The 26,043-nt window shown below is 55.8% G+C and carries 19 protein-coding genes, 1 tRNA gene and 1 pseudogene; 4 read left to right on the top strand and 17 right to left on the bottom strand.

All coding sequences use genetic code 11. The features are described 5' to 3' along the window. Positions 1–36: 36 nt before the first annotated feature. Both ABDK75_RS03190 and ABDK75_RS03185 read right to left on the bottom strand, forming a co-directional pair. A complete protein-coding gene (locus ABDK75_RS03190) occupies positions 37–2,052 on the bottom strand; it encodes a glycosyltransferase family 9 protein (RefSeq protein ID WP_099211908.1) in 2,016 nt (671 codons plus the stop codon). Then, positions 2,049–4,247: a glycosyltransferase family 9 protein gene (locus ABDK75_RS03185; protein WP_167386131.1), complete on the bottom strand. Its 2,199-nt coding sequence runs from the start codon at positions 4,245–4,247 to the stop codon at positions 2,049–2,051. Before ABDK75_RS03185 ends, ABDK75_RS03190 begins: the two co-directional genes overlap by 4 nt. A 468-nt stretch (positions 4,248–4,715) precedes the next feature. Between ABDK75_RS03185 and ABDK75_RS03180 the strand changes: the two genes are divergently transcribed. Further along, positions 4,716–6,044: a glycosyltransferase family 1 protein gene (locus tag ABDK75_RS03180; RefSeq protein ID WP_211497379.1), complete on the top strand. Its 1,329-nt coding sequence runs from the start codon at positions 4,716–4,718 to the stop codon at positions 6,042–6,044. 18 nt (positions 6,045–6,062) lie between these two features. Here the strand turns inward: ABDK75_RS03180 and ABDK75_RS03175 are convergent, their stop codons facing one another. The 8 genes and pseudogenes from ABDK75_RS03175 to ABDK75_RS17820 all read right to left on the bottom strand — a co-directional run. After that, positions 6,063–6,947: a hypothetical protein gene (locus ABDK75_RS03175; RefSeq protein WP_346004952.1), complete on the bottom strand. Its 885-nt coding sequence runs from the start codon at positions 6,945–6,947 to the stop codon at positions 6,063–6,065. Further along, positions 6,940–8,142 (bottom strand): AGE family epimerase/isomerase, encoded by a 1,203-nt coding sequence (locus ABDK75_RS03170; RefSeq protein WP_099212026.1) that lies wholly within the window; start codon positions 8,140–8,142, stop codon positions 6,940–6,942. The genes ABDK75_RS03175 and ABDK75_RS03170 overlap by 8 nt, the downstream gene beginning before the upstream one ends. Before the next feature lie 38 nt (positions 8,143–8,180). Next, entirely contained in the window at positions 8,181–9,635 is a 1,455-nt protein-coding gene (gene rfaE1 / locus ABDK75_RS03165) for a D-glycero-beta-D-manno-heptose-7-phosphate kinase (RefSeq protein WP_099212024.1), read from the bottom strand. A gap of 290 nt (positions 9,636–9,925) precedes the next feature. Further along, complete coding sequence (locus tag ABDK75_RS03160; RefSeq protein WP_174694803.1) at positions 9,926–11,152, bottom strand: polysaccharide biosynthesis/export family protein; 1,227 nt, start codon at positions 11,150–11,152, stop codon at positions 9,926–9,928. Between the two features lie 420 nt (positions 11,153–11,572). Next, positions 11,573–12,220 carry an ABC transporter ATP-binding protein gene (locus ABDK75_RS03155; protein ID WP_099211898.1) on the bottom strand — a complete coding sequence of 216 codons (648 nt, stop codon included), beginning with the start codon at positions 12,218–12,220 and terminating at the stop codon, positions 11,573–11,575. Between the two features lie 10 nt (positions 12,221–12,230). Beyond that, complete coding sequence (locus ABDK75_RS03150; protein WP_145995778.1) at positions 12,231–13,292, bottom strand: capsule biosynthesis protein; 1,062 nt, start codon at positions 13,290–13,292, stop codon at positions 12,231–12,233. A gap of 438 nt (positions 13,293–13,730) precedes the next feature. Continuing rightward, entirely contained in the window at positions 13,731–14,525 is a 795-nt protein-coding gene (locus ABDK75_RS03145) for an ABC transporter permease (RefSeq protein WP_099211894.1), read from the bottom strand. Positions 14,526–15,564: 1,039 nt separating this feature from the next. Next, positions 15,565–15,705, bottom strand: a pseudogene (locus ABDK75_RS17820) (IS5/IS1182 family transposase); the annotation flags it as partial. Between the two features lie 257 nt (positions 15,706–15,962). Here ABDK75_RS17820 and ftsY point away from each other — a divergent pair. After that, complete coding sequence (gene ftsY / locus ABDK75_RS03135; RefSeq protein WP_046900830.1) at positions 15,963–16,928, top strand: signal recognition particle-docking protein FtsY; 966 nt, start codon at positions 15,963–15,965, stop codon at positions 16,926–16,928. Between the two features lie 14 nt (positions 16,929–16,942). On the opposite strand, the gene ABDK75_RS03130 is transcribed toward ftsY, so the two are convergent. The 7 genes from ABDK75_RS03130 to argC all read right to left on the bottom strand — a co-directional run bounded on the left by ABDK75_RS03130 (position 16,943) and on the right by argC (position 24,219). Continuing rightward, positions 16,943–17,404: a hypothetical protein gene (locus ABDK75_RS03130; RefSeq protein ID WP_346004951.1), complete on the bottom strand. Its 462-nt coding sequence runs from the start codon at positions 17,402–17,404 to the stop codon at positions 16,943–16,945. Continuing rightward, complete coding sequence (locus tag ABDK75_RS03125; protein ID WP_346004950.1) at positions 17,401–19,371, bottom strand: protein kinase domain-containing protein; 1,971 nt, start codon at positions 19,369–19,371, stop codon at positions 17,401–17,403. The genes ABDK75_RS03130 and ABDK75_RS03125 overlap by 4 nt, the downstream gene beginning before the upstream one ends. Before the next feature lie 91 nt (positions 19,372–19,462). After that, positions 19,463–20,752 carry an adenylosuccinate synthase gene (locus ABDK75_RS03120; RefSeq protein ID WP_046900827.1) on the bottom strand — a complete coding sequence of 430 codons (1,290 nt, stop codon included), beginning with the start codon at positions 20,750–20,752 and terminating at the stop codon, positions 19,463–19,465. 53 nt (positions 20,753–20,805) lie between these two features. Continuing rightward, positions 20,806–21,945, bottom strand: coding sequence for an ATP phosphoribosyltransferase regulatory subunit (locus tag ABDK75_RS03115; protein ID WP_099211890.1), 1,140 nt, complete (start codon positions 21,943–21,945; stop codon positions 20,806–20,808). Continuing rightward, positions 21,942–23,099 carry a phosphoserine transaminase gene (locus ABDK75_RS03110; RefSeq protein ID WP_211498720.1) on the bottom strand — a complete coding sequence of 386 codons (1,158 nt, stop codon included), beginning with the start codon at positions 23,097–23,099 and terminating at the stop codon, positions 21,942–21,944. Before ABDK75_RS03110 ends, ABDK75_RS03115 begins: the two co-directional genes overlap by 4 nt. Positions 23,100–23,154: 55 nt before the next feature. Next, positions 23,155–23,238: transfer RNA gene (locus ABDK75_RS03105), tRNA-Leu, on the bottom strand. Positions 23,239–23,313: 75 nt separating this feature from the next. Further along, complete coding sequence (argC, locus tag ABDK75_RS03100) at positions 23,314–24,219, bottom strand: N-acetyl-gamma-glutamyl-phosphate reductase (RefSeq protein ID WP_046900824.1); 906 nt, start codon at positions 24,217–24,219, stop codon at positions 23,314–23,316. Positions 24,220–24,405: 186 nt separating this feature from the next. Here argC and mazG point away from each other — a divergent pair, with 186 nt between their 5' ends. Beyond that, the gene (gene mazG / locus ABDK75_RS03095; protein WP_346004949.1) at positions 24,406–25,191 is read left to right on the top strand and encodes a nucleoside triphosphate pyrophosphohydrolase; all 786 of its coding nucleotides are present in this window, start codon (positions 24,406–24,408) and stop codon (positions 25,189–25,191) included. A 53-nt stretch (positions 25,192–25,244) separates the two neighbouring features. Beyond that, a complete protein-coding gene (locus ABDK75_RS03090) occupies positions 25,245–26,033 on the top strand; it encodes an SDR family oxidoreductase (RefSeq protein WP_346004948.1) in 789 nt (262 codons plus the stop codon). The last annotated feature ends 10 nt before the right edge of the window (positions 26,034–26,043 follow it).

The raw sequence follows: 26,043 nt of genomic DNA, 5'->3' as shown, positions 1-26,043 counted from the left end.
GGATTAAGGCCAGCGCCGGCCCAAGGTGGACGCGCATTATGGAGACAGAGCCTCCCGGAGTACCTCTTCGATGGTGATCTGTCTGATGCAAGCGAAGTCCTGACCGCATTCCGTTTCGTCATAACGTATGCCACAGCCCGCGCAGGGCACCCGGCGAGCAAGTACCACGCCGCCGAAGACCTGTCCCCATTCGCGCAGGTCGTCGCGGCCCGGATGAAGGCTAACAACCCGTGTCCCGCGAAGACTCGCCCAGTGCTTGGGGCCGGAATCGTTGCCGATCATCAGTGAGGCACAGGAGAGCAGCGCATCGAGGTCGTCGAACGGGATCTTCCGGTCGAGATAGACGATCCGCCCATCCTCACGGGCTTCGTTGGAGAGGCGTGCCTTTTGCTGTTCGTCACTGCCCATGTAGACGACCTTGTATCCAGCCCTTAGGAGCCGTGCCGTCAATTCGGGATAATGGGGCCAGCGAAGAAACTGGGCGAAGCTCGATCCGGTATGCAAGACGACATAACGGTCATTCTCGGACAGGCCGTACCGGGCCAGAGGCTCGGCGTTCGGCTTGGTCCGGGGGAGAGGACGCGCGTTATTATCCAGCCAGAGCCCAAGTGCTTCCGAGAGCGCGCGAGCGCGGGCCGTATGCGCCATGGGGGAGAGACTTAGGCCGCCATTCGGTGAACGGGCGTCAAAAACAACCTCCAGATCTTCGACTTGGTCAGAGCGCGCGACGGTCATGGTGACCGGCGCCCCGGTCAGAGGGAGCAGTTTGTTGGCATGCTCACTGTAGAGGAAGTCGATCGCGAGGTCGAAGTTATAGGGCTTGCACTGCGCTGCAAATGCTTCCTGCGCACGCTTGTCCATGACACGCCTGTCCTGATACTTGTCATCAGGAAAACGAATGACGACAATATCATCGAACACTCCAAGCGTAGCCGCCAGATCGGCATTGGCAGGGCTGAGAAGACCAACGATCCGGGATTTAGGCGCAAGTTCCCTGATACGCCGTACTGCCGGCAGCGTAATAACCATATCCCCGAGTTGATCAGGTCTGATGATCGCGATCGTATCGAGCTTGCCCGGGAAGGATCCTGGCGTGACTTTTCGCACAAGGCTCGGGAGACGGTTGACCTGTTCGACTACCGTTAGTGGTGACTCAGGGTCCAGCGGCGGAATCAGGGCAGGACTCTGCTCATCGAATCCTTCCGGCAGTCGCTCGGCGACGAGGATTGTCTCACGTTTCCATTCGATGCCTTCACGCGGCTCGCCCTGAAGGGGGTTCGCGAATAGGACGATCTCGTGCTTCCCGACAGGGAAATCACTGAAATCAATCCAGGCATTGAAGACGTATTTGCGCAGGTTGGAGCGGTTTTTTTCCCAACGCAACGGAACGACCTGCAAAGGTGCGGAGTAAATTAGCTCGTCATCAAGGAAAATGTCGATGCTGTCGCACGGCATTGACGTGATGACATGACCGCGCACCGCGTCAACACCGCGGATCACACGGCCTTTTCCCGAGCTTGTCTTGCGGTGGTTGCCAAGACGCGAAATGGTGAAGGTCTCATGATAGTCCCGCTGAAGCTGGTCGAGCTGCCTTGGGAACAGCCGCTCCGAGACGAGCCCCTTGAAGTCTGCGTCTTCAAGGGAATCACACCGCTCCTGCTCGCGGGAAAGCTCCTCGCTTTCATGAATTGCGCGAAGCTCGTGCCTGACTTCGTCGAAATTGGGATAATGATTCTGCATTGCCCGCATGTAATGGTGTTGGGCATCGCCATACCGGCCAACCGTTTTGTAGAAATGCCCGAGCTGCATGTAAATTTCCGGGTCATCAGGATTGGCCTCGCGGACGTTCTGATAATGCCGTTCAGCCGCAACAAAGTCCTTGGCCTCCTTGCGCATATGCCCAGCAGCCATTGAAATGGACGACGGCCCTCCAAGAGCTATGACTTTTTCGTAGAGTTCGGCGGCGGCAAGGTAGTCTCCACCGTCCCGAGCCTCGTCCGCCATTTTCTGAACTTCGCTGCGCCATTTGCCTGCGCTGATCGTTGCGCTCATGCCATGTCTCCTAATGCGAGGACGGGTGTTGGTGACTCGGTGGAGGTCTCTGGCGCATTATCCGGGCGTGCAATCTGTTTAGCGACCTGGAAGAACACCTCGTCGACAGTAATATCTTTCACGCATGCGATGTCGTAAGTGCACTCCTCCTGACGAGAGATGGGAATTGGGCCACATCCCGCGCAGGGGACGCGCCGGTAGAGGCACACACCCGCTAGCTCGGATTTCCATTCGGTTGCGCCTAGACGTGCAGAAAGTATTCTGACGGCTTTCGCGCCCCGCAGAGTGGCAAGATGACCCGGGCCGCTATCATTGCCTACAAAGCTTGAACAGTAAGACAAGAATGCATCAAAGTGATCGAACGGAATCAAGCCAGCCAAAAAGATGATCCGTCCATCTAAAAGAGCTTCTTCGGAAAGATTTGGGCGCTGGCTCTCATCATGAGCAATATATACAACCTTCAGTCCCATCTGCTCGACAATTCGGTTGGCAAGTTCGGTATAACCTGGCCATTCCGTGGCCTTGATGCGCGAACCTGTATGCATGACAACGAAATCGTCATTAGGTCCAATTCCGTAAAGCCGTAATAAGTCACGGCTCAGGTCATCGCGCCGCTGAACACGTGCGCCACTATCGAGCCACACTTCCAGTGCCTTGGCCAGAAGCCCATATCGGGCGGCATAGTTAAGGATATTTGCGCCAGAAATTGCGTCGCGCGAGGTGTAATAAATGTTAAGGGTTTTGTGATCTTCACCGTCAAAGCCGATAGTCACCGGGGCGCCAGTCATCACTGAAAGCTGCCTCGGCCTGTCGCTTACCATGCCGGTGATCGCCAGATCGAACTTGTAGGAAGCGAGTTGCTCCATAAGTTCAAGCTGCTGATCTTCGGTTAGATATCGGCCCTGTTCATAAGGATTTTCCGGGAAATCAATCTCGATGACCTCATCAAAAATCTCAAGTGCCCGGCAGCCATCGGCATTATCCGCCGACGCGAGAACGACTAGTCTGGCCGAAGGAAGAAGCTTCCTCACATGCAGGAAGAATGGCACTGAGACAGCAACATCACCCAAACCATCAAGCCTGAGAATGGCGACGTTGCGTATGGGGCCGGGATAGGAATTGGGGCTCGCCTCGGAAACGACTGTAGGCAGGGCCCGCACCTGCTCGACAAGGGAACGGGACGGATCAAGACCGGCGACAGGTACGCGCGCCGTCGCATCTTGGAAAAATCCGTCGGCAATGGGAGCGTCCACGATAATATCGTCGATACGCCAGTTGATATTGACCTCGACGCTGTTCCCGGTGCCGACTGCTCGATAGTAGATTTTATGCCATCCGAATGAGAAGCGCGAAAAATCAACCCACACATTGTAAGCGTATTTGCGCAAACGCTCATCTGATTGTTCGTTCTGTACCGGCCCGACGGTCAGCGGTCCTTCGTGCACAAGCTGTCCGTCGATATAGATCTCGATGTGATGATAGGGCACAATCGAGAGAATATGGCCGCGCAGGCTTCCTACACCGCGCACCACGTCGCCGGCACCCCAGCGCGTTCTTTGATAAACGCCATTGAAGGTGCGTACGAACTGAGGAGAATGATTTTGCGTTAGTTCATGTCGGGTGGGATGAAAAAGCGCGGGGTCGATCCGCTGATCCACATCCAGACGGTTCAGTGCGTCGAGCTGGGCAGCCTGAGCGATCTTCTCGCGTTCATCCTCGAAATCGCGTTTTTTCTCAAAAACCATCTGTGCCTTGACATCGGCGCGTCGAGCAGCCGCTAAGGGCCAGCCGGGGTGAAGAAGAAGCGCGCTGTCATAATGCTGAATGGCCTGAAGGTAGTGCTTCTGGCAAAACTCGAGTTCGCCCCACTCAAAGTGAATCTGCACATTGCCGGGCTCGATCCGCAGAGCCTTGTCCAAGCTGTCGCGAGATGCGTCGTATCGACCCATATCGCGCTGAAGCCGCGCAATGGAGATCCACAGCTCTGGAGTTTCACCCCAAAGTTCTATGATTTTCTTGTAATACAGAACGGCCAGCGCCAGCTTCTTGCCCTGTTCGGCTTCCTTGGCGAGTACCCGTATGGAATCGGCGTCAATGGACGAAGAGGTCCTATCCTGGTTCCGAGAACCTGCTGTCTTATCCGGCTGCAAGCGCGCGCCCGAACGACGCCGGACGACCTCAAGGAACTTTCCCATCTTTACCATACGTTCTTCTCTGTACTTCGTTCTAGCGGCGGTAAGGTCATCCGGACAGTTAAGACCGAATGAGTTGCGGCATGATAAAGTCTGCCCACGTTTTTATCTTGCCCTCGTCGGAGGCATTCGTGAAGAGCATTAGGCGAGGTTACAACAAATGAATGGATCGAAGAGCCGTTGTCCGATGTTATAACGGATTGCATTTGGGGTGAGTCGCTCTGGTTCTGAAGTCCAGATTCTGCTGACAGTTCACAGGAAGCACAGCTGTTTGAGGTCTTGAGACTTTACCGGACATTACCGGCAGACATAAATTCATTCGTATGGACTTTTAATTGTTCATGACTGTCATCGAAAAAACCCTCCGGGGGCTTAGCCAAACGATGTCCGGCAATGTTTCCGTCGCCGATCAATTAAGGTGCTGGTGTAACGCCGCAGAATGTTTCATCCCCTCCCCGCAGGAGTAAAAGAATGACCGTTGCCGTATCACCCCCTTTCCATGTGACCCTTGATGGTTTCAATCTCGCTCTTCCCCGCGGGACAGGTGTCGCTACCTACGCCAGAACCCTGAGTGAGGCTCTGAAGGGAATGTCTGCGCAGGTCGACGTGCTTTATGGCTTTAACATTCCTTCCCATACGCCCGCCGCCCTCCGGGAAGTCCTGTTTTATGACCGGCTGGGCGAAGAAGAGCCAAAGACGAAGGCCCGCTTCCTGTCGGAACGCTGGAAAGCACGTCAGCGCAGCACTTTGACAGGATGCACGGCCCAGACGGTACCTGCAGACTCACAGATTGACGCCCGTTCCTTTAGCGAACGCATGCCGGCCTTCGACCAGTTGTTAAACGCGCGGGATCTCTTTTTCGTCGCTGCGCAGCGCTACCGGGCCACACGCCGTTTCATGACGGTGAATCTACCGGTAACGCCTGACGTGATGCACTGGACCTATCCTTTCCCGATCCGCGTCAGGGGCGCACGAAACGTCTATACGGTCCATGACCTTGTCCCTTTGCGGCTGCCGCACGCTACGCTCGACGATAAGAGCTATTATTTTCGCCTGATGACGGATCTTTGCCGGCACGCGGACGCGATCTGCACGGTCTCCGAGGCTTCGAAGCGCGATATCATCGCATTTTCTTCCCAGGTCGCACCGCTCGTTCACAACACGTATCAGACAATCCGCAGTCCCGCGGCCTCTCTGAAAATCAACGAGGAAACGCTGAAGGATGTTCTCGAACGGCTTTATGGCCTACGTCGGGACGGTTACTACCTGTTTTTCGGTTCGATCGAGCCGAAAAAGAACATTGGCCGCCTGCTGGAAGCAATGCTCTCATCGTCCGCTGAGCGGCCGCTGGTCATCGTGGGCGCGATGGCCTGGAAGGCGACAGGCGAACTCAGGCTGCTCGAGCGCTGCCTGAATACCGGACGGGTAATTCGCATGGAATATCTGCCGGAGCGGGACCTAATGACGCTCGTGCGTGGTGCACGTGCATTGCTGTTTCCCTCTCTAGCGGAAGGTTTCGGCCTCCCGGTCATAGAAGCTATGACACTCGGCACGCCCGTCATGACCTCATGCGAGGGCGCCCTTCCGGAAGTCGGTGGAGATGCAGTCCTAACCGTGGATGCATATGACATTCCGCAGATCACAGCGGCCATCGAGCGGTTGGACAGGGACGACTCACTCTGCGCTGCGCTGCGCGCCGCAGGGCCCAACCAAGCGGCACGCTTTGACATGAGTTGCTATCAAATACGGCTGAAAGCATTTTACGCCGATGTCATGCGGGCGCCAATGAAGCACCCCTGACGGGCGTGGCGCGCCTTCTTATACGGAGATGCGCCACACTTTCTGATATCCTGAGTAAAGAACCTCCGCGCGGATCGTATCGAAGAACCGGTCGACGATCAGCCCCTTGCCGCCCGGCCCCAGCGGCGCGACGTCAAAATCGTCGATGCACAGGATCGTTCCTGGGCCAAGAAGACGACGCGCGGCCATCAGTTCCATGGAGTGATGAATGGCGCTAGGCATCGGATTATCGAGGTCCAGATCGAAGGAATCGAGATAGATCAAGGCCGCTGGCCCCATACCAGCCGCGCCCAGAGCGTCGAGAGTGGCGACGGAATCGTTGAGGATGGTGCTAGTGACGCTGCTACACGCACGGCGAGCACTGTCAATGCTCTGGGGATTGACGTCGATGGTTATGACCCGCCCCCGCCTTTCGCGCGCATACCAGTCGAACTGAAAAGTACTCTGCCCATCGCCGTCCCAGTTGCGCGGCACACGCAGGCATCCGGTCTCGATAATGAAGGGCGCTTCGTGCTGGTCAAGCGCTTCAAAAATTGTCGCAAACCCGTCGGCACGCTTGCCGAGACGCTCACGCAGATAGATGTCGAATCCCGACCTAAAATCGCAGTCCGCCGCTTCGGAGGGCAGGCCGACATAATCGTAATCCGCCTGCGTGACCCACGCGATGCCGTCCGCGTCTGTTCCTGTCCGGGCGAGTTTGGCAAGCTCTTCTACGGCTGCGCCTGAGGCGATCTCGCGTACAATCGCCTCTATGTCCGCATTCTGACTATTGATCCGGGCGAGGAGCGCCTTGCCCGCGCCATCCGTGAGCCTATCCAGAAAGGCTAGCACATGCGCCGGGAATGTGTCCGTCGCGGCGGATCGACCTGTCTTTTTCGCCGTGCTTTTGCGTATCTCAGCCATGACCCGTCTCCGGCACACAGCCCGAAAGCAGCCGCGCCGCGCCATAAATATGATAGAGCGAACTGGCGGGCATGTAGTCCACCAACGGCGAACCCACCTCGTCGAAACGGTCTATCCATCCACCGGCGAGGCGTGACGGAGCAAATCGTGCGAGAAATGTCGTGCCCAGATCGTGAGCTGAGATGCTCTCCCGTTTACCCGAAACATGATGCGTGCACAGCAGGCGAAGGAGTTCTGTCTGCGGCCAAATCCGCGTCATCCGCTCGAAAACAACTCCATCCTCGGTCATCGCGTCGAAGACGAATCCCGTCTTCGGGTCGGTCCCGAGTGACAGGCCGGAACGGAACAGCCGCTCCGTCACATCCCTCAGCCCAGCCATATCCTCTCCCGACGGAGAGACGAGCCGCTCATATTCGCCGATCAGCCATGCCCATTCGAACAGATGGCCGGGCTCAACACGATTACGGGATGCGGGTTCCAACGGCTTCCAAGAAGAATCGAAGAACTCTAGGAGCAGGCCGGAGCGCCGGTCGAGAAGATGGTTCCGCGTGAGCGTCATCAGACCGCGCAGCCTATCAAGGTAATACTCGTCTCCTGTGGCTTCGAACAGGACGAGATAGGCTTCGAGCAGGTGCATGTGCGGATTTTGCCGCCGCAGGGAATCCGTGGAAGGGACCGTATCGAGATAACCCGTGTCGGGCGCGGCAAAGATACGCTCCACCTCTTCCGCCGTCTGACGGGCGATTTTCCGGTATCGTTCTTCCCCGGTCAGCCGAATTGCCCACCCATAGGCGAACAGTATGAATGCATGAGCATAAAGATCACGTCGGGAATCGGCAGGCTTACCGTTGGGCGCAAGGGAAAAAACCCACCCGGCATCCCCATCGCTGCCATGATAGGCGCGCTCAACGACGTCGAGACATTGCAGCGCCTGTGCGGAGGCATCGTAAAACCCGTCGAGCGTGGCGCGGCAATAAGTCGAAATCTGGCGCGCCTGTACCATCAGGCGCAGCCCACTCATGGGCACAGGACAGCCGTCCCAGTTTAGTCGCTCATGATAAAGATTTCGCTTCCTATCGAATCCCGCAACACTCCAAAGCGGGAGCGCCCTCGCGCTCAGCCAGTCCCTCCAGACTTCACCGGAGCCTGCGCTCTTCGTGTCGGTCGAAAAGGAAAGCTTGTCAGAAACCGTCATGAATGTGTCCTTGGATGAACGGGCAATGGAGCGGATCATCAGATGAAAGGCGATGGTGCCGGTGCTGTCTGCATTTTCCTAACGATGGACGTCGTGGAACGACCAGATACGATATCCACGAGAACGACTGACCCACCGTAGGACTTTACGAAATCCCCGCCCACGACCTGGTGCTCTTGGTAGTCAGCCCCCTTGACGACAACATCGGGCCGCAAAGCCTGAATGGTTTCAAGTGGCGTGTCCTCGTCGAAGATTACGACCATATCGACGTCACGCAGCGCCCCCATGACGGTCGCGCGGGCCCGTTCATCCTGAAGCGGACGCTGCTCCCCTTTCAGACGCCGAACGGAAGTATCGCTGTTAAGGGCCACGATAAGCTTGTCCCCTTGGCTCGCAGCAGCCCGGATCAGAGCGACATGCCCCGGATGGACAAGGTCAAAGCAGCCATTGGTGAACACCACTCGCGCACCATGGTGATGCCACTGCTCGATTATGGAGCGGGCGCCTTCGAGCGAAACGATGGCTCCATCCTCTTTCATCTCGTCTATCAGCGCCGCACTCAATTCCGCACGCGAGACGGTCGCCGTCCCAAGCTTTCCCACGACGATCGACGCCGCGCTGGTCGCGATAACGACAGCGGTCTCAAGATCCTGCCCGGCCGAAAGCACGCTCGCCACCGTTGCCACAACTGTATCGCCGGCTCCGGACACGTCATAAACCTCTGATTTACGGACCTGCGCATGCGTAATCCGCCCGTCTCGGCGGAAGAGTGTCATCCCTTCTTCCGAACGTGTCACCAGAACATGGCCGCCGAATTGCTCAGACGCAACATGTGCGGCCAGTTCGATTTCCGCATCGTCACGCAAGGGCATGTCTGTGGCCACGCCAAGCTCACTCCGGTTGGGCGTAATGAGATCGGCACCACGATAAGCCGTGAAATCCCGCCGCTTGGGATCGACGATCACCGGAACACCATGCTGTTTCGCGGCTTCGAAAATCGCAGCCAGAACCTCGTCCGTCAGGACGCCCTTGGCGTAGTCCGAGCAGATGACGACATCCGCCCCAGCGATCGCGGCCTGACTGGCCTCCACGAGACGGCGGCGCGTAGAGGCGGCGGTCGTCTCAACTCGTTCCTCGTCAATCCGCACGATCTGCTGGCGCCCGCTCAGCACACGAGTCTTGGTGATCGTCGTCCATGCGGAGTCCACTACAAGACCACTGATATCAATGCCTGGCTGAACACTCAGAGCCGCGCGCAGCCTATTTGCCGATTCATCGTCACCCACTAGCCCGACGAGTGCCACACTGCTTCCCAGAGTAGCGGCATTCAACGCCACATTGGCTGCGCCTCCTGGCACTGCAGTATGATTGGCCCGTAGAAGGACTGGAACGGGAGCCTCGGGAGAAATACGGCCGACAGAGCCGTTGATATAACAGTCGAGCAGGAGATCGCCGATAATAGCCACCCGGCCGAACGCGAAATTATCAATCATGACCACATTCTCGTGATTGCCGTGGAAGAAAAGAGGGACGAAACTGAATGGACCTCTCGAAATAAAGATGGCCCGCAGGACAACCAGACATCCCCCGCGCGACGTGAGATCCCCGAAAGAGGCCTGTGCACACACATACCTGCCGGGCCCAGTTGCGCTGCCGATAGCGCAACTGGGCGATCAAATCTGTCGGAAAATCACAAACAAAGAGTAAAGACCGCATCAGTGACCCCTTACCTTCCGGACTTCCGACATACTCCGCTGGCAGGACAGGATGCAGCATCTGGGGGTTACTTGGCGATCCATGCCGCCGTGATTGCTGGGCTAACCAGCGTGCTGATCAGCTGGTTGAATTTGTAGAAACGGTTCGTTCGTGCATTGGCGACGAGGAGAACATCCTTGCTTTTTACCGGGATCTGCTGCGTCAGAAAATAGGATGTCGGGCTCATCAGATCGACCTGATACACGACAGGAACGCCTTTCGGCGTCGCAGCCGTCGTAAGACCTAGCCGCCGCGCAGTCTCAGGAGTTTCGAAGCGGAACAGAAACGCAGCATTCGGGTCCGCCCGCTCATCCGCAGGCCCCCCAACACGCGCAAGCGCTTCCGCTAAGGAGACATGCGGCGTTTCAAAACGCACTTCCGTCGCTTGCTTGCCAGCAGCTCCAAATACCGTATAGCTCCGGGGCTGATAAACGACATGCAGGCGGTCCCCTGGCCGGGCTCGAAGATCTTCAGCAGGGTATGTTTCCAGCGTTCCCAGATCCGTCTGGGCAGCACGATTGCCGCGCACAACCTGAATTTGCGTATCCTCCGGCGGATACATCGCGCCTCCGGCGATGGCCACTACATCCGATAGTCGTTCCTGCGCCGTACTCAGCACGACGCGCCCCGGATGATGGACCGAGCCAGACACGATAACGGTATTGGAAATATCGCTGGCGATGCGAACCATGACTTCCGCATTCTGTGATTTGCCAATAAGGCGTGCTCGGATCGACGCGGCGGCTTGCTGAGGCGTAAGACCCGAAACATACAAACGACCGGCATACGGAATGGCGATCGTCCCGTCCGACTCGACCTCTGTGGGAGGTAGATTAGACGTCGTGACGCCCGTTGTTCCATGCGAGATCGCTCCGACATCGCCACTCTGTCCTGCCGCCGACATTGAACCGCTGGAGGAGAACAGTCCATTGCCGAGCTCAAAAACCGCTATCGTAAGAACGTCACCAGCGCCGATCCGGTCGTTATGAGCTGGTGGGTTATTTGCCGTATCTAGGCTCGAAACGAGTGGTGTCACCTCAGCCGCCAGAATAGCTGCAACATCGGGAGACAGACGTACAACCGCAAAATCAAGCGGATTTCGTTTCGTATCCCGGGCTTCTGAAAGCACGCCACGCTCTGTCGGACCACTGTCAGGAAGTGCCGAGCACCCACCAAGTATCAGAAGAAGCGCCACCTGCGACAGGCCAAGAACGCTGGAACACCGGGAAGAACCTATAAGAGAATTAGTCGGCATAGCAGCTCGTTGCTTGGGATATACGATCATGTACTCTTTCTGGTCTGGTTTTCCACTTGTTGCAACAGGTGAAGGGTTTGAAAAATCCTTTAAATATAAAATAAGCCCCGTTATTCCATTCTTTAGGACACAACAAAGAACGAGAAAATGAAACAGCCGGTTTTATGGTCCGAATAACTTGACGCATTGGAACCCACCAGAGAATTCACTTGAATCCTTCTGAGAAATTGTGACTTTTGAAGCACCCTAGAAGATATAAAAAGATCTTACCTCGATCAAACGGAGCAACAGTGGCTTCAATTAAAAAGCCATATATCGTCACAGACCGCTGCAAGAAAAATGTCTGGTTATTTTAGCGTCGCTCTCCTCACATTCCATGTCCATCCCACCGCCATGCAAAAACCTCACTAAAGACATTCACTACAGAGATTCGTAGGTAGAAATGGCTTCATCCATGCTATCGTAAGGAGTCAGTTCCCCCTGATCAAGAACTGCAACTCGGTTGCACGTCTCTCTCATAAAACCCATATCGTGTGAGACAACGATCATTGCCCGTTCATCGCGCTTCCCAAAGAGTTCTTCCTGGCAACGCGCATGGAAACGCGCATCTCCAACCATTATTACTTCGTCTATCAAATAACAGTCGAACTCGATGACGATCGAAAGGGCAAAAGCCAATCGTGCCCGCATTCCTGACGAATAAGTTTTGACAGGCTCGGTAAGCTGATGCCCAAGTTCGGCAAAATCATCCACAAAAGCTCGGGTATCCGCATAATCGAGATTGTAGATCCGGCAAATAAATTTCAGGTTATCTAACCCGCTCAAGCTACCCTGAAACGCTCCCCCAAAGGCGAGGGGCCACGAAACAGTCATATCCCGCTCGATTCTCCCCCCCGTAAGGTGCTCTACCCCCCCAATGATGCGGATCAAAGTCGACTTTCCTGCACCGTTACGCCCAAGAATCCCGAGTTTTTCGCCCTTTTTAAGGGTGAAATTAACGCCGTTAAGTATGCGGCGCCTTCCTCCATGGACCGGATAGTCCTTTATAAGATCAATGCATTGCAACATCAGTTAGCTTTCACATGCTTTTATGCTCACGGGCACCTGCAACCAGTAACGCACCAATGAAATACAATCCGAGCATGGTTACGAAAACGATGGCGATGTCTGCAACACTTCGTGGATAGATGGGATAGTCGGGCAGATCAGGTTGGGAGATCTCTTCCAGATAAAGCTGCTGCCGGTCGGCCTGAATTCGTGCAGCGTCGAGCGCCGCATCAGCCGCGCTGACTTCCCGCTCCAAAAGCTGCCGTTGAAAGACCAGATCCTCATATTTGCTGATCTTCGGCACGAATGATTTGCCGTCGCCTGTCACCTTGGTCGCCGAATTGGCAATCTCCTGATCCAGCGCACTCAGTCGTCGTGTCAGCACCTCGATCAAAGGGCTACTGGGCGTGGAGCGCCGAAGCTGCTCGAGTTGTACGCGAGTGGTCATTCTCGCCGTATCGAGACCGGCAAGATCGGTCAGAAGCGGCAGGGACTGACGCTGTGGATCGAGCAAGCCTGTCTGATTGCGATATGCATCGATCCGGGTATTAAGTGCCTGCAGACGGCTGATTGCAGCATCTCGCTCGCGCAGAGATGCTGCAATGGTATTTTCGCGCTGTCGCGCATTCATCTCGTTGACAAGCTGCTCAGCGGCTGTAAGGAGCGAGCGGGCAATACGTTGGGAAGTCGCCGCCCCGAAGGTGCGAACAGTAAGCGTAGAAAGGCCGGTCGTCGTATCGAGCTCGGCTTTCACATGCCTCTTATAGTAGCGATAGAAATGCTCGAACGTACGCCCCGAATAGAAATTCGGAAACCGCGCCAGAGCATCTGCCTCGGAAATGTCGAAAACATTAGCGAGATCCTGCGTTTTCAGCAAAAGCTGCGCTGCGTCGCGCGACATGACGTAGTCTTGGACGGCATACGTGTCCTCGCTACCACCTGCTGCGCCGCCAGAAGACAAAATCCCCGCCAGCAGCCCTGGGGTCTGCGGCGCCTGCCCGCGAACGACGAAATCGGCCTGCGAGACATATTGAGGAGACGCGATAAGGCCATAATAGATAATAGCCAACAGCGTCGGCAGAATCACCATCATGAGAAAAACCACGCGACGCTTGGCCCAGGCACTTATCTGTCTGATGCTAAGCCCAAATTTTGCATCGGATCTGGAAGACGAGGTGATGAACGATTTAGCCATAGGTCTGCTTTGCCTCAAACATCACAGGAAGGCAACGTAGCTTCCCCACCCTTTATTCCATCAGGAGAATATATTTTTTACCACGCTAACGTATTACACCTTGTGAAGAGTTCTCCTTGAAACTTTCGATCCATTCGAACATTCAGAAGAGACTACTGCACGAGCCAGTATATCCACTGGTCAAGAGGGGTTACGCAGGCGATGCGACAGGAAGGCGGGACGATCCTTTCAACGGATCTGCAAACCCGCTCCCTGAAAAGAGGAATAACCGATGTTACTCACCAACCAAATACGAATAAAAATACCCTAATAAATTGAAGATCCTTTCTCAGAAAATCACTGGACATTAATGTATTTTCTACTTCTAAGCGTGAGTGAAATTCCCAAAATAAGCATGAATGCTGTTGCGTATGAATTATAAACCATATCGTAGTATGGATGAATATTATTTCCGAATTGCCCACCACGAATCATTTCAATATTATTGACTGATGGAGACCAGAGAAGAAGGTTCCTTGCCTTAAGCGGCAGCCAGCTTTCCAAAATAAAAGCACCAGAAAACGGCAAAGAAAGATAAGAAAAAACAGTTATAGATTTTTCGACTAATTCTGATCGTTGGCTCAGAGCGGCGACAAGCAAAGCCGTCGCATAAGAAAAAAGGCTTTGGTAAAAAATTCCTATGTAAAGAAGTCCGTAATCCTTCGGGGGCGTCATATACCCTAGCAACATTGCCCCCGAGCAAACGATAACCCCTGCAATGATCGTTCCTGCTATTTCGAGAATGCTTCTAGCCGTAATGATGTCAAGAGGCGTTACTTGTCGATGAAAGAGTAAACTTCCGTTCGCTTCAAATGCCCGAACGGAACTTGCTAGGCAGTGCCGCCACATCGTCAGGGGGACATAGCCTGTAATTACAACAGCTGTAGTCTGTAGGCCATGTTCGTATGAGGGGCGGATGGCTGTCCAAGCGATGGCGACACCTGCACAGAAAAGGATCGGCTCACCTACGATCCAAAGATATCCGAGATTTTCACGTCCGAATCGTGTATGCAATTCGCGCAGCATCAAGGCGCCGATAACCCGAAGCTGGGTTAGAAAGAGTTGCAGAAGAGTTTGACGATTTTGATGCATGAAACATCATCCCTCAACAGGAAGATCATCGCAAGAGTCGCTAACTAGAGGGTTCAGAAAATCCTTTGGTTTTTAGAAGGTATCTATGATTTCATTTTTCCTTTGATGATTGGATGGATAAAATGAGACAGTCATTTTTTGATGTTGAGAAGAGGCTTTCTCGTTGGCGTGGGCTTGACAATCAGCTCTAGGCATCTAGTGGACTGTGGATTTTAAGGTATCTTGACCTAAATCTAGACAAAGCTATGGCTCATGCGGATGAGAGCAAAAGCTGATGTCCCCCCTTTAATCTGGTTCCGATGCTCAAATCCTAGTGTTCCAGACGTTGAACACGCGGCTCTTTCTAACGAGCACACGGAATATCTGATCAACAACTACCTGTCTTTATTTGCGTTGTCCGGGCCTATCGCACCGGGCACCCAAAGTCAGGCAAGATTCTAGATACAATTTCGGTGGGGGCGCCAAAGCAACGCAACACCAATAAAGAAAAAAGCGGATCTCCAGGCCCCCCCCTGATGGCTGGACACGCATTCTATGCGGGCAGATACTTCAACGGCCAAAAGGTGACACCAATACCTAGCTCAAGACACATAGTCCGAACATGACGGTTGCAGAAAGACAAATGCCTGAGAAGAAGACATTCGGGCATCTATTATAGTGCGTTGCGAGACGCCTCCAATCCTTGAGACCTGAGAACATGATTTCGATGCGATTAAGGCATTTTTATCTGTGTTGCTTATAGTACCCGATGCGGATTTCCAGAGACCTTCGTCCCAGAATGCAAGGGTTTATCCCTTTTTACTCCAGAACAGCCCCAAAACCAGTCAGCATCATAACCCTGGGCTGCCTAAAGCCATTCTTCCCTTACAGAGGCTGCCCAGCAAGGCAGTCGCCCTGAATTCTTTTTTACGCACGGGCTCAAAGCCGTGCAGTATATTTTGAGAGAAGCCGCATCAATCACCATGGTCTGCGGCGCTGCCTTTTGGCAGATAGGCCATTCCTCCCATGAAGCACCCATGTAGCCTCAATGTTTCCCGCTGTTATAAAGCGTCTTTTGCAGCGCATATTTTTAGGCCCGCGCAGGCCGTTCCGATTGACAAAAATAATGCCGCTCAGCACACGGCAGGCATCAATTCGGTCTGCCGTGGCTCTTCGGGAAACAAGGGCGCAAACGATCCATCTATTCGTCTGCTAGCCAATATTAGGGCGCTTATCCAGCCACCTCACGGAGCCTGAAAACAGATTCCTACAAGAAGATTATGACTCCTAAGCATGGCGCAAGCCACGAAACCGGGATGAAGAACCATACGCCCTTACAGAAAACTAGAAGGCTGTCAGACTGTAAATGTGTGAAACAATCGCCCAACAGCCCATTTACTCTCAGGAAATCGACGCTACAGACTTGACGTTGGGCCTGACCTGTCCGAACTCCCGTAAATGGCTGGATTTTTCTCACGACTCAAACAGGGTCTTTCACGCTCGAGCTCACGTCTCGGAGCTGTGTTCACGCATCGCAAGCTGGACGATGCTGCTCTTGAAGAACTCGAAGACGAACTGATCGCGGCAGATCTAGGGCCTGTCGTGGCAGAGCGTGTCATCGAGAGCTTTCGCAGCTCCCGTTTTGGTAAGGACGTCACAAGTGACGAAATTCGCGATGCCCTGGCCGAAGAGATTGCGCGGGTTCTGGAGCCCGTTGCGATCCCGTTTGAACCTGATCCGAAGAAGAAGCCACATGTCGTTCTCGTGGTGGGCGTCAACGGTGTAGGCAAGACCACAACCATCGGCAAAATGGCCCGCCATTACAGCGAAGAAGGCAAATCCGTCATGCTCGTGGCGGGAGATACCTTCCGTGCTGCGGCTGTCGAACAGCTTCAGGTCTGGGGGCAACGCTCAGATGTGCCCGTTATCGCGGGAAAACACGGAGCAGATGCTGCGGGTCTTGCCTATGACGGCATCAAACGCGCGACGGAAGAGGGCAAAGATCTTCTCTTCATCGATACGGCCGGCCGCCTGCATAATAAGGGCGCGCTTATGGAAGAGTTGGCCAAGATCATCCGCGTCATGCAGAAATTCGACCCAACCGCCCCGCATTCCGTATTGCTGGTGCTGGATGCAACGACCGGTCAGAACGCCATTGAGCAGGTGCGCGTGTTCCGTGAGCTGGTGAACGTGACAGGCCTGATCGTGACCAAACTGGACGGTTCTGCCCGCGGCGGAATTGTGGTCGCACTAGCAGAACAGTTCAAACTGCCCGTGCACATGGTCGGGGTCGGCGAACAGGCCGAAGACCTGCGCCCGTTCTCAGCTCAGGATTATGCGCGCGGTCTTGTGGGTGGAGCTACGGGAGATCTTGCCTCCCGGCTTGTCGAGAGCCCCTCAGAAGAAGAAACCCCGGAAGATTGAAGATACCGGCCCTTTCAGGGCTGCCTCTCACCGTCTGAAGTCAGCCATTCCTCTCGCAGGGCGTCGGTCTTCTTTTCGATGGCCCTGCGCTCTCTGCGAACATAATCCGCATACCAAAGTCTGGCACCAATGGCAGACGCTTCAGCGACCAGCCACGCCACACCAACGGCCATCCAGTCCATCACAAGCAGCATTGGCTGCATAATTTGCTGGGTACAGGCCTCCCAATCCCCATGTGACAACCATGCTTCCCTCAAGGGATGAACCATGACAGCCCCCAGATAAAACAGAACAATCATGATCCGCTGCCGATCAGCATCCGGATCGATGAATCGAAGCACGATCAGGGGCAGCAGCAGAACACCGCCCACAAGCAGACTGCCCGGCACATATGCCAAAAGCAGGCCAAGAATGAGGCCGTGCCACCATTTGAAACTCGCCTCCGTTACACGCAAACGCACTGACTGGCGGGTCATTCACAAAACTCCAGCCAGATACTGGTCATCGCGGCAGCAATCCCGATCAAGAGTGAGAAGAACTCTCCAGCATTGCGGGCCTGTTTTTCATGGACAGCTTTGCGGACAGGCTCCTCTTCGAGAATTTTCTCAAGATGTGCAATCTCTGCTTCAGCCTGTCGAGCCAACTTGCGATCATGCTGCAAGCCGGCAGGGTCAGTGACGTTATCAAGAAACTTCGTAAGATTTCCCGTTTCGGCCAGCTGAAAAAGCCGGGCACGACGCTTTGCTCTCGTCGTTTTGCTTCGCCATTGCTTAAGCTCGTTTTCCAGCAAAGAAAGCGCCCGCTTTGCCACAGCACTGAGGGGCGTCTTGTCGAAACGTCGCTGGGCCGCAGCCATCAATGTCAGATCCGAAAGCCAGGACGGAAGACCCGCTTTCTGGGACTGAGCAAGTGGGATGATTCCCTGGCGCGCGCAATGACTTTCCAGAAAGGTCCGCATCTGATCGTCCAGAAAGCCTGAACGCCCTAGGTCGTCGGCAGAGAGCTCCTGTTCAGAAACGTGCCGATCCAGCCATTGCAACAGACCCGCTGACAACGAGATCCGTTCTTTCAGGCAACGAGAAGACAGGCAGGGCTGATAGACATTCACGTCGTAAGGTACACGACGGATCTGCTCCATTCCCTTTGCACCTGTTCGCCGCGCATCAGTCGCGAGATCATTGATCTGCTTTGCCTGCAATGCGGGCAGCGAAGGAACATCAAACACTTCCGGGCTCGTCATCAGGAAGCCCGCTATCCCACGAATATTGCGCTGCTCTTCAGGCGGGAACCGTCCGGCTTCGGCACACGCCAACATATGAGGAATGGCGGATGGCCAGAACCAGTGTCCGGCCCAGAACATTGGAGCGGCAGAGTCCAGAATGGCAATGGCCCGTGTCACAACCATTGTCGTCGGGTCGACGGCTTTGTTTCCGCTGGATGGCAAAAACGCAATTCCAGCCTGTTCGATCAGGCTGGACATGACCGACAGCTCCAGCTCTCGATGTAACCATTGGCTGACAATTTTTCGCTGAAGCAAAGACAGGAACTCATTGGGATATTTCCCGGCATACCATGCCAGTGCCTGTGGTGTTCTGACCTCCACACCGCCAATGACCAGCGGCGAGCGCGCGGGAATATCAGGCCGGATTGAAAACAGCTTGCTCGGCGCAATCGTTATAAGGTCATTGGGAGAGGGTCTGTTTTCGGGCCTGTCTGAAAGCATGGCCTCCAGAAGGGAGACCAGACCTGCGGGAACATTATGCCCCTGCATGTAGGCCTCAGCAGAACCCACCTCAAAACGTCGTTGCAGAATTTCGTTATCTGACATGCCCCTCAGAGGCAGTTCCCCGATGCAAAGGGAGAGAACCAGTACTCCCAATGAAAAGATGTCACAGGCAATTGTCCCACCTCCCCGCGCCGTTGGATGACAGACTGCGGAAGACAAAGGCTCGAACAGGACAGGCTGCGCTTCTGCGTTACAGGCAACCCCAAGCGGGCCCACCACCACCTGATGCAGCCCCTGCCCAACAAACAGATTATCTGGCCGGATCCCGCGACAGGTCAGCCCCATGGAAGAGAGCTTCTCAAGAGCATCGGCAATAGGGCGTATAACCCCATCAATGATCTGGCTTTCAGACCAGACGCCCAGATTGTCTTTCAGGGACGGTCCGGGAGGGTGCGGACATAGCACCCAGAGCGAGCCTGCATGATACTCATGGGCATGCAGGCCGATGACACTCTCATGTCGGAAAAACATAAGATCAGAGAGATGGGGAGATGGCATGGACGGTGCCAGAGCCAGCCAGGTTGAACCTGTGGCCGTAATATCCTGAGCCACCCAGGCAGGACAGCCGCTGAGGTTAGGTTGTTTCTGGCTCGTATTCACCAGGTAACGGTCTGCAATCAGCAGTTCGGGGCTGTCATCTCCCTGAGTGTAATCCATGTCCGTTCCATCAAATTCCTGTCTGACACTCTATGCCGGACAGGAATTGAGGCTTCGTTAACGGAACGGCGGTTTCCCGTTCAGAAAAAACTCAGTCTTCGAACGGGTCACGCATCAGGATCGTGTCATCACGCTCCGGGCTGGTGGACAGCAGCGTAACCGGAGCTTCAATCAGCTCCTCAATACGACGAACATACTTGATGGCCTGTGCCGGCAGCTCACCCCACGAACGGGCGCCCGCTGTGGTTTCCTGCCAGCCTGGCATTGTCTCATAAATTGGCTTCACACGGGCCTGTGCACCCGGAGCGGATGGGAAGGTATCGATCTTCTTGCCGTCCAGCTCATAGCCAACGCAGATCGAGATTTCTTCCAGACCGTCCAGCACGTCCAGCTTCGTCAGGGCAATACCCGTGACGCCACCAACGCGGGCTGCACGGCGCAGCATGACAGCATCGAACCAGCCACAACGACGCGGACGGCCAGTAACCGTGCCGAACTCATGACCACGCTCACCGATCGTGCGGCCAACGTCATCAAACAGCTCGCTCGGGAACGGACCTTCGCCCACGCGGGTTGTGTATGCCTTGGCAATACCCAGCACGAAGCCGATGGAAGACGGGCTGACACCACTGCCAGACGCAGCAACCGCAGCAACCGTATTGGAGCTCGTCACGAACGGATAGGTGCCGTGATCGACGTCCAGCATGACGGCCTGTGCACCTTCAAACAGGATACGACGACCAGCACGACGTGCTTCGTCCAGACGGTCCCAGACCGGGCATGCGAAAGACATCAGACGCGGTGTGAATTCCGTCAGGAAGTCCTTGAGTTCTTCCTTCGTGAAGGTCTCAGCACCCAGACCCGCCAGCAGCGTGTTGTGATGCAGAAGCACTTCGTCCAGCTTCCAGTCCAGCGTCTCCGGCTCGGCCAGATCACAGACGCGAATGGCACGGCGTGCAACCTTGTCTTCGTAAGCCGGGCCGATACCGCGGCCAGTCGTGCCGATCTTGCGATCACCGCGAGCAGCTTCACGCGCACGATCCAGCGCACCATGGACTGGCAGGATCAGCGGAGCATTCTCAGCAATCCACAGCGTTTCCGGCGTGACCTTCAGGCCCTGCGCCGTCACACGGTCAATCTCGGACATCAGGGCCTTCGGGTCGATGACGACGCCATTGCCGATTACGCCGATCTGGCCACGCACGAGACCCGATGGCAGCAGCGACAACTTATAGACCTGATCGCCGACAACCAGCGTATGACCAGCGTTGTGACCACCCTGAAAACGGACAACGATATCGGCGCGGCTGGCAAGCCAGTCTACAATCTTGCCTTTACCCTCATCCCCCCACTGGGTTCCGATCACGGTGACGTTGGACATGAGCTGGCTTCCTCGACTTGGTATGCAGAGCAGAAATTAGAAAAAACTGGGGGTCAGAGCGCGTGCGCTGCGCCATTCCGCCAGACATGAGTGCAGCGCAGATGGCGCGCTTCGGCATCAGGCTCTGCATCTACTTCAAGTGCAGAAACCGTCGCAAAACCTTGAGCATGGAGGGCTGCCATGGCCTCATCCTCCAGCCGAACGGGCACATAGCACCGCGGACGGGACGGAGGCACAGGAGCCGCACGCAACAGCGCCTGCGGACGCAACGTCAAACCACAGGCTGGCTCCTGACCCGCAATATACCGTCCACCACGACCCAGTTCTTCACGCGAGGTGGTGGAAAAGACCGTGATGCATAGTCCGGTATGATACTGCCATCCCCGGAAATCCACGGGATCTACCGTCAAACGCAAGGACGGTGCGCGCTCGCGAATAGCGGCAACGGAGGCAACCAGACGCTCGAAATGCGGACGGACGGAAGCCGGAAAATCGAGAGAAGCGAGCAGATCAAGCGCGCGACTGGCAGGACCTGCGGCCTGAAGCATAACCGCCAGAGTGTCCGCGATTGAGCCGCCAAGTTCAGCAACAGATGCTGCATCCTTGCGGTTCAGCGCCTGAATCAGATCTTCCCGGTCCGCTTCAGGAATAGCAGTCTCGATCAGGCCCAGAGCCAGAGCTGGCATCGAGAGGTCAAAGGACACACCCTTGATGCCCAGTTCCTCAAGTGCTCTGGCGCCCAGCGCCACCACTTCAGCATCAGCCTGTGCAGAATCCGGGCCAATCAGTTCGATACCAGCCTGAGAAACCTGACGGTCAGCTTCACGTCCTGGCGTGCCGATGACGATACAGCTTCCGGAATAGGAGAGACGCAGCGGGCGCGGAGCATCCTGAAGGCGGACACTGGCGATACGAGCAATCTGCGTCGTCATATCTGGCCGAAGAGCCATCATACGATGAGAGCTTGGGTCCATCAGACGGAACGTCTGAGTGGAGAGCGCACCGCCTGAACCATTCAGAAGGGAAGTTTCAAACTCCAGCATGGGCGGACGTACACGCTCATAACCATGGCGGGAAAAGGCTTCCATGACGCAGGCAATACCCCGCGCCTCAGCTTCGGCTTCACCCGGGAGAAGGTCAGAGAAGCCAGACGGCAGAAGGGCAGCGCTAGGGGTCTCGGAATACAGGCTCATGCAGCAAACTCCTCGCGCGTGCACTCATACGCCCAGTCCAGCCACGGAAGGAGAGCCTGAATATCCGCTGCATCAACGGTGGCTCCTCCCCAGATCCGCAAACCAGCAGGGGCGTCTCGATAAGACGCGAGGTCATAGCCTGCACCTTCCTGCGCGACCAGCCCGGTCAAGTGCTTGACAGCCTTGGCCCGGGCTTCAGACGACAGGGCCTCGAACCAGGGTGCTACGATTTTGAGGCAGATTGACGTGCAGGACCGCGTTGCAGGATCGGACGCAAGAAAGGACACCCAATCCGTCTTTTCCACCCATTCCGCTACGACGGCCAGACTGGCTTGCGAGCGCGCCTTGAGAGCAGGGAGACCACCTGCAGATTCTGCCCACCGCAAACCATCCAGAGCATCTTCGACGCACAGCATGGAAGGCGTGTTGATGGTATCCCCTTCAAACACTGCCTCTAGCAGGCCCTTCTTTCCCGTCAGACGGAAAATCTTGGGCAGCGGACGTGGGGAGGCCTCTGTCAGACGAGCGGCAGCACGGGGGCTGATGGCCACCATGCCGTGAGCAGCTTCACCGCCGAGGGCCTTCTGCCAGGACCAGGTGACAACATCCAGACGATCCCAAGGAAGGTCCATGGCGAAAGCAGCGGATGTTGCATCACAGATGATCAAACCGTCATGCTCGACGGGAATAGCCTCTGCATTCGGAATGCGAACGCCTGACGTTGTACCGTTCCAGGTCAGGACGACATCGCGGGACCAGTCCACAGCCGCCAGATCCGGAAGCTCTCCATAAGGAGCGTCCAGCACGCGAAGATCTTCGATTTTCAGAACGTCCCGCAGATCCTGCGCCCATGTTCCGGAAAAACTTTCAAAAGACAGTACATCCATGCCGCGCTCACCGGCGATGGCCCAGAGAATCATCTCAACCGCCCCGGTGTCCGAAGCCGGAACAACAGCCAGACGCCAGTCTGCGGGAATGCCTAGGATATTTTTTGAGCGGGTAATGACTTCCTTCAGGCGCGCACGGCCTTCAGGGGCACGATGTGACCGTCCCAGCAGGGCCTGATCCAGAGCCGAGAGGGACCAGCCAGGGCGTTTTGCGCACGGACCAGAGGAAAAGAACGGGCGGGAAGGTCTGACAGTCGGCTTGGACATGCTCGTTCCGGGCTAAACGGTCCTCGGGTGCAGCCAGACTGGTGCGCCCGGTTTGTGGTGCGAGAGGGGGGATTCGAACCCCCATGCCTTTCGGCGGTCGATTTTGAGCCGACTGCGTCTACCGTTCCGCCACTCTCGCGCGAACGGCCCAGACCCTAGTGCATTCCTGAGCAAAGGACCAGACCGTGAAAAAAAAATCCCAAACCGTGGAAAATCAGAGACCCAGCATCAAAAGCAGATTCTGGATCGCAGCGCCAGAGGCTCCTTTGCCCAGATTGTCGAGACGCGCGGTCAGAACTACTTTTTCTCCCTGCGCATTGCCGTGCACACGGAGCTCCATGTTGTCCGTATTGGCCAGCGCATCTGCCAGAAGTTTGGGTTCAGACGGAAGAACTCGCACATGGTCACACCCGCGATAAGCTTTTTCAAGCGTTGCCTCCAGATCGCGCGGCGTCGGATGGCCGGGCAGATCCGCAAGGTGAAGCGGGATGGACACAATCATGCCCTGCGGAAAGTGCCCTACAGACGGCACGAACACCGGCTGGCGCGTCAGGCCGGAATAGTGCTGGATTTCTGGAAGATGCTTGTGCTCCAGCGTCAGCCCATAAAGAAAGAATGCCGGGCCGCCATCCCGTTCATGCGCCTCGATTGCGGAGCGCCCTGCCCCACTGTAACCCGATACGGCATTGATGGAGATGGAGTGGTCTGCTGGGACAAGTCCAGCGCGAACCAGCGGCCGCAACAGTGCAATTGCACCCGTCGGATAACAGCCAGGATTCGCAACATGGGTCGCACCGCGGATCAGAGCGCCCTGATCTTCATCCAGTTCCGGCAGACCATAAACCCAGCCATCGGCGATCCGGTGCGCCGTACTTGCATCCAGAATACGGACGTTCAGACCCTCTGCCAGAGCAACGGTTTCACGCGCGGCATCGTCTGGCAGACAGAGAATGGCAATATCCGCCTGCGCCAGCAGGGCACGCCGTGCCTCAGCATCTTTTCGCAGAGCCGGATCAATCGATAGCAGTTCGAAACCGTAACTTTCGGGCAGGGCCTCGATACGCTGGCGTATGCCAAGCCCCGTGGTTCCTGCTTCTCCGTCGATAAAGATCCTGGCCATGTATTTAAATCCGGTCTGCAAAAAATGTCCGGCCTGTCCAAGCAGCCGGGCTGGCCTTCTTATAGCGTTACCCTTGGTGCTGTCATCCCGTGAGAGCAGTTCGTGCGCTCTGTGCTTTCTGTCTGTGCAACGAAAGAGTATGCTTTTGGGTCAGGCCAGACGCCAGATCATTACCCAGGAGCTGTTATGACCCAGACCCCCCCCGTCCGTCAGATTGACCGCCTTCTGGACATTATGAAGCGCCTGCGCGACCCGCAGAGCGGTTGCCCGTGGGACGTGGCACAGACACCCGAAACCATTGCGCCCTTCGCCATAGAAGAAGCGTATGAGGTGATGGATGCCATCGCCCGGGATGACAGTGATTCCTTGCCGGATGAACTCGGGGATCTGCTGCTACAAGTCGTGTTCCAAGCTCAAATGGCTGAAGAAAAGGGCCAATTTGACTTCGAAACCGTTGCTGGAAAGATCGCTGACAAGATGGTCCGCCGTCATCCCAACATCTTCAGCGATGTAGAACACGACGAAGACCTGTGGGAACGCACGAAAGAAACCGAGCGCCACGCCAAAGCGGAATATGGCGCACTCGCTGGTGTGGCCCAGCACCTGCCTGCCTTGGTCAGAGCCGCCAAACTGTGCCGCCGTGCAGCGCGCGTCGGGTTCGACTGGGATGATGCGTCAGGCGTATTGGAAAAGGTGCAAGAGGAAATCAGCGAACTTAAAGCTGAACTGGACGGAGACCGCGACCGGATCGAAGACGAACTCGGGGATGTCCTGTTCACTGTCGCCAGTCTGGCACGCAAGCTGGGCATTGACCCGGAAGCCGCATTACGTCGCAGCAACCGGAAGTTCACGCGCCGTTTTGAAGCCATGGAAGCCAGCCTGGCCTCTGAGGGTAAAACAATGGGCGAGCAAAATCTGGAAACGCTGGAAACGCTTTGGCAGACGGTCAAGAAACAGCCGGGGATGCGCTGATCGTTACCCGCTCACCTTCCTCAATTCTACATTGCCCCTAAGGATACTCTGATATGGACCTCCAGATTTCCGGCCGCAAAGCTCTTGTTCTTGGCGCATCTTCGGGTCTGGGCCGGGGCGTTGCGGAGGCACTAGCAGCAGAAGGCGTTCATATCGTTCTGGCTGCACGCGTCAGTAACAGGCTGACAGAAGCTGCCATGGCAATTGCCCGCCAGCACGGCGTTCAGACGGCTACACTGCCGGTTGATCTGTCGGACAGCACCTCCGTTGAGGAATGCGTTCAGGCCATCCGCACACAGCACCCGGATATTTCCATTCTCGTAAACAATACTGGCGGCCCCTCCCCATCAGGTGTTGAGGGCATTTCTGTAGACACATGGAAACAGCAATTTGAGACCATGGTTCTGAGTCTGTTCCGAATTACGGATGCAGTACTGCCCGGTATGAAGGAGCGCCATTGGGGGCGCATCCTTACCATCGCATCGGCTGTTGTGGTTGAGCCGAATATCAGGCTTGGCGTCTCCGTCACATTACGCTCGGCACTCGCGGGCTGGTCCAAAACGCTTGCGACGGAAGTGGCGCCCCATGGCGTGACGGTCAACATGCTTCTGCCCGGCCATATTACAACGGATCGAACCCATTTCCTGGCAGAGGCCGAAGCCCGCAAGGCGGGCAAAACACCGGAGGCCGTTCAGGCAGAAAAGGCCCGCAATATCCCCGTTGGACGTTACGGCACTGTCGAAGAGTTCGGTGCGACTGTGGCTTTCCTCGCCAGTACGGGTGCTGCCTATATAACCGGCAGCATGATCCGTGTTGATGGTGGCGCACTGAAGTCGATCTGAAACAGTCTTG

Origin of the sequence: Gluconobacter sp. OJA (assembly GCF_039638325.1) — a bacterium.
In the GTDB taxonomy this organism is placed as follows: domain Bacteria; phylum Pseudomonadota; class Alphaproteobacteria; order Acetobacterales; family Acetobacteraceae; genus Gluconobacter; species Gluconobacter cerinus.
Note: the sequence above shows the minus strand (reverse complement) of the source record. Positions and strands in the feature narration are given on the sequence as shown.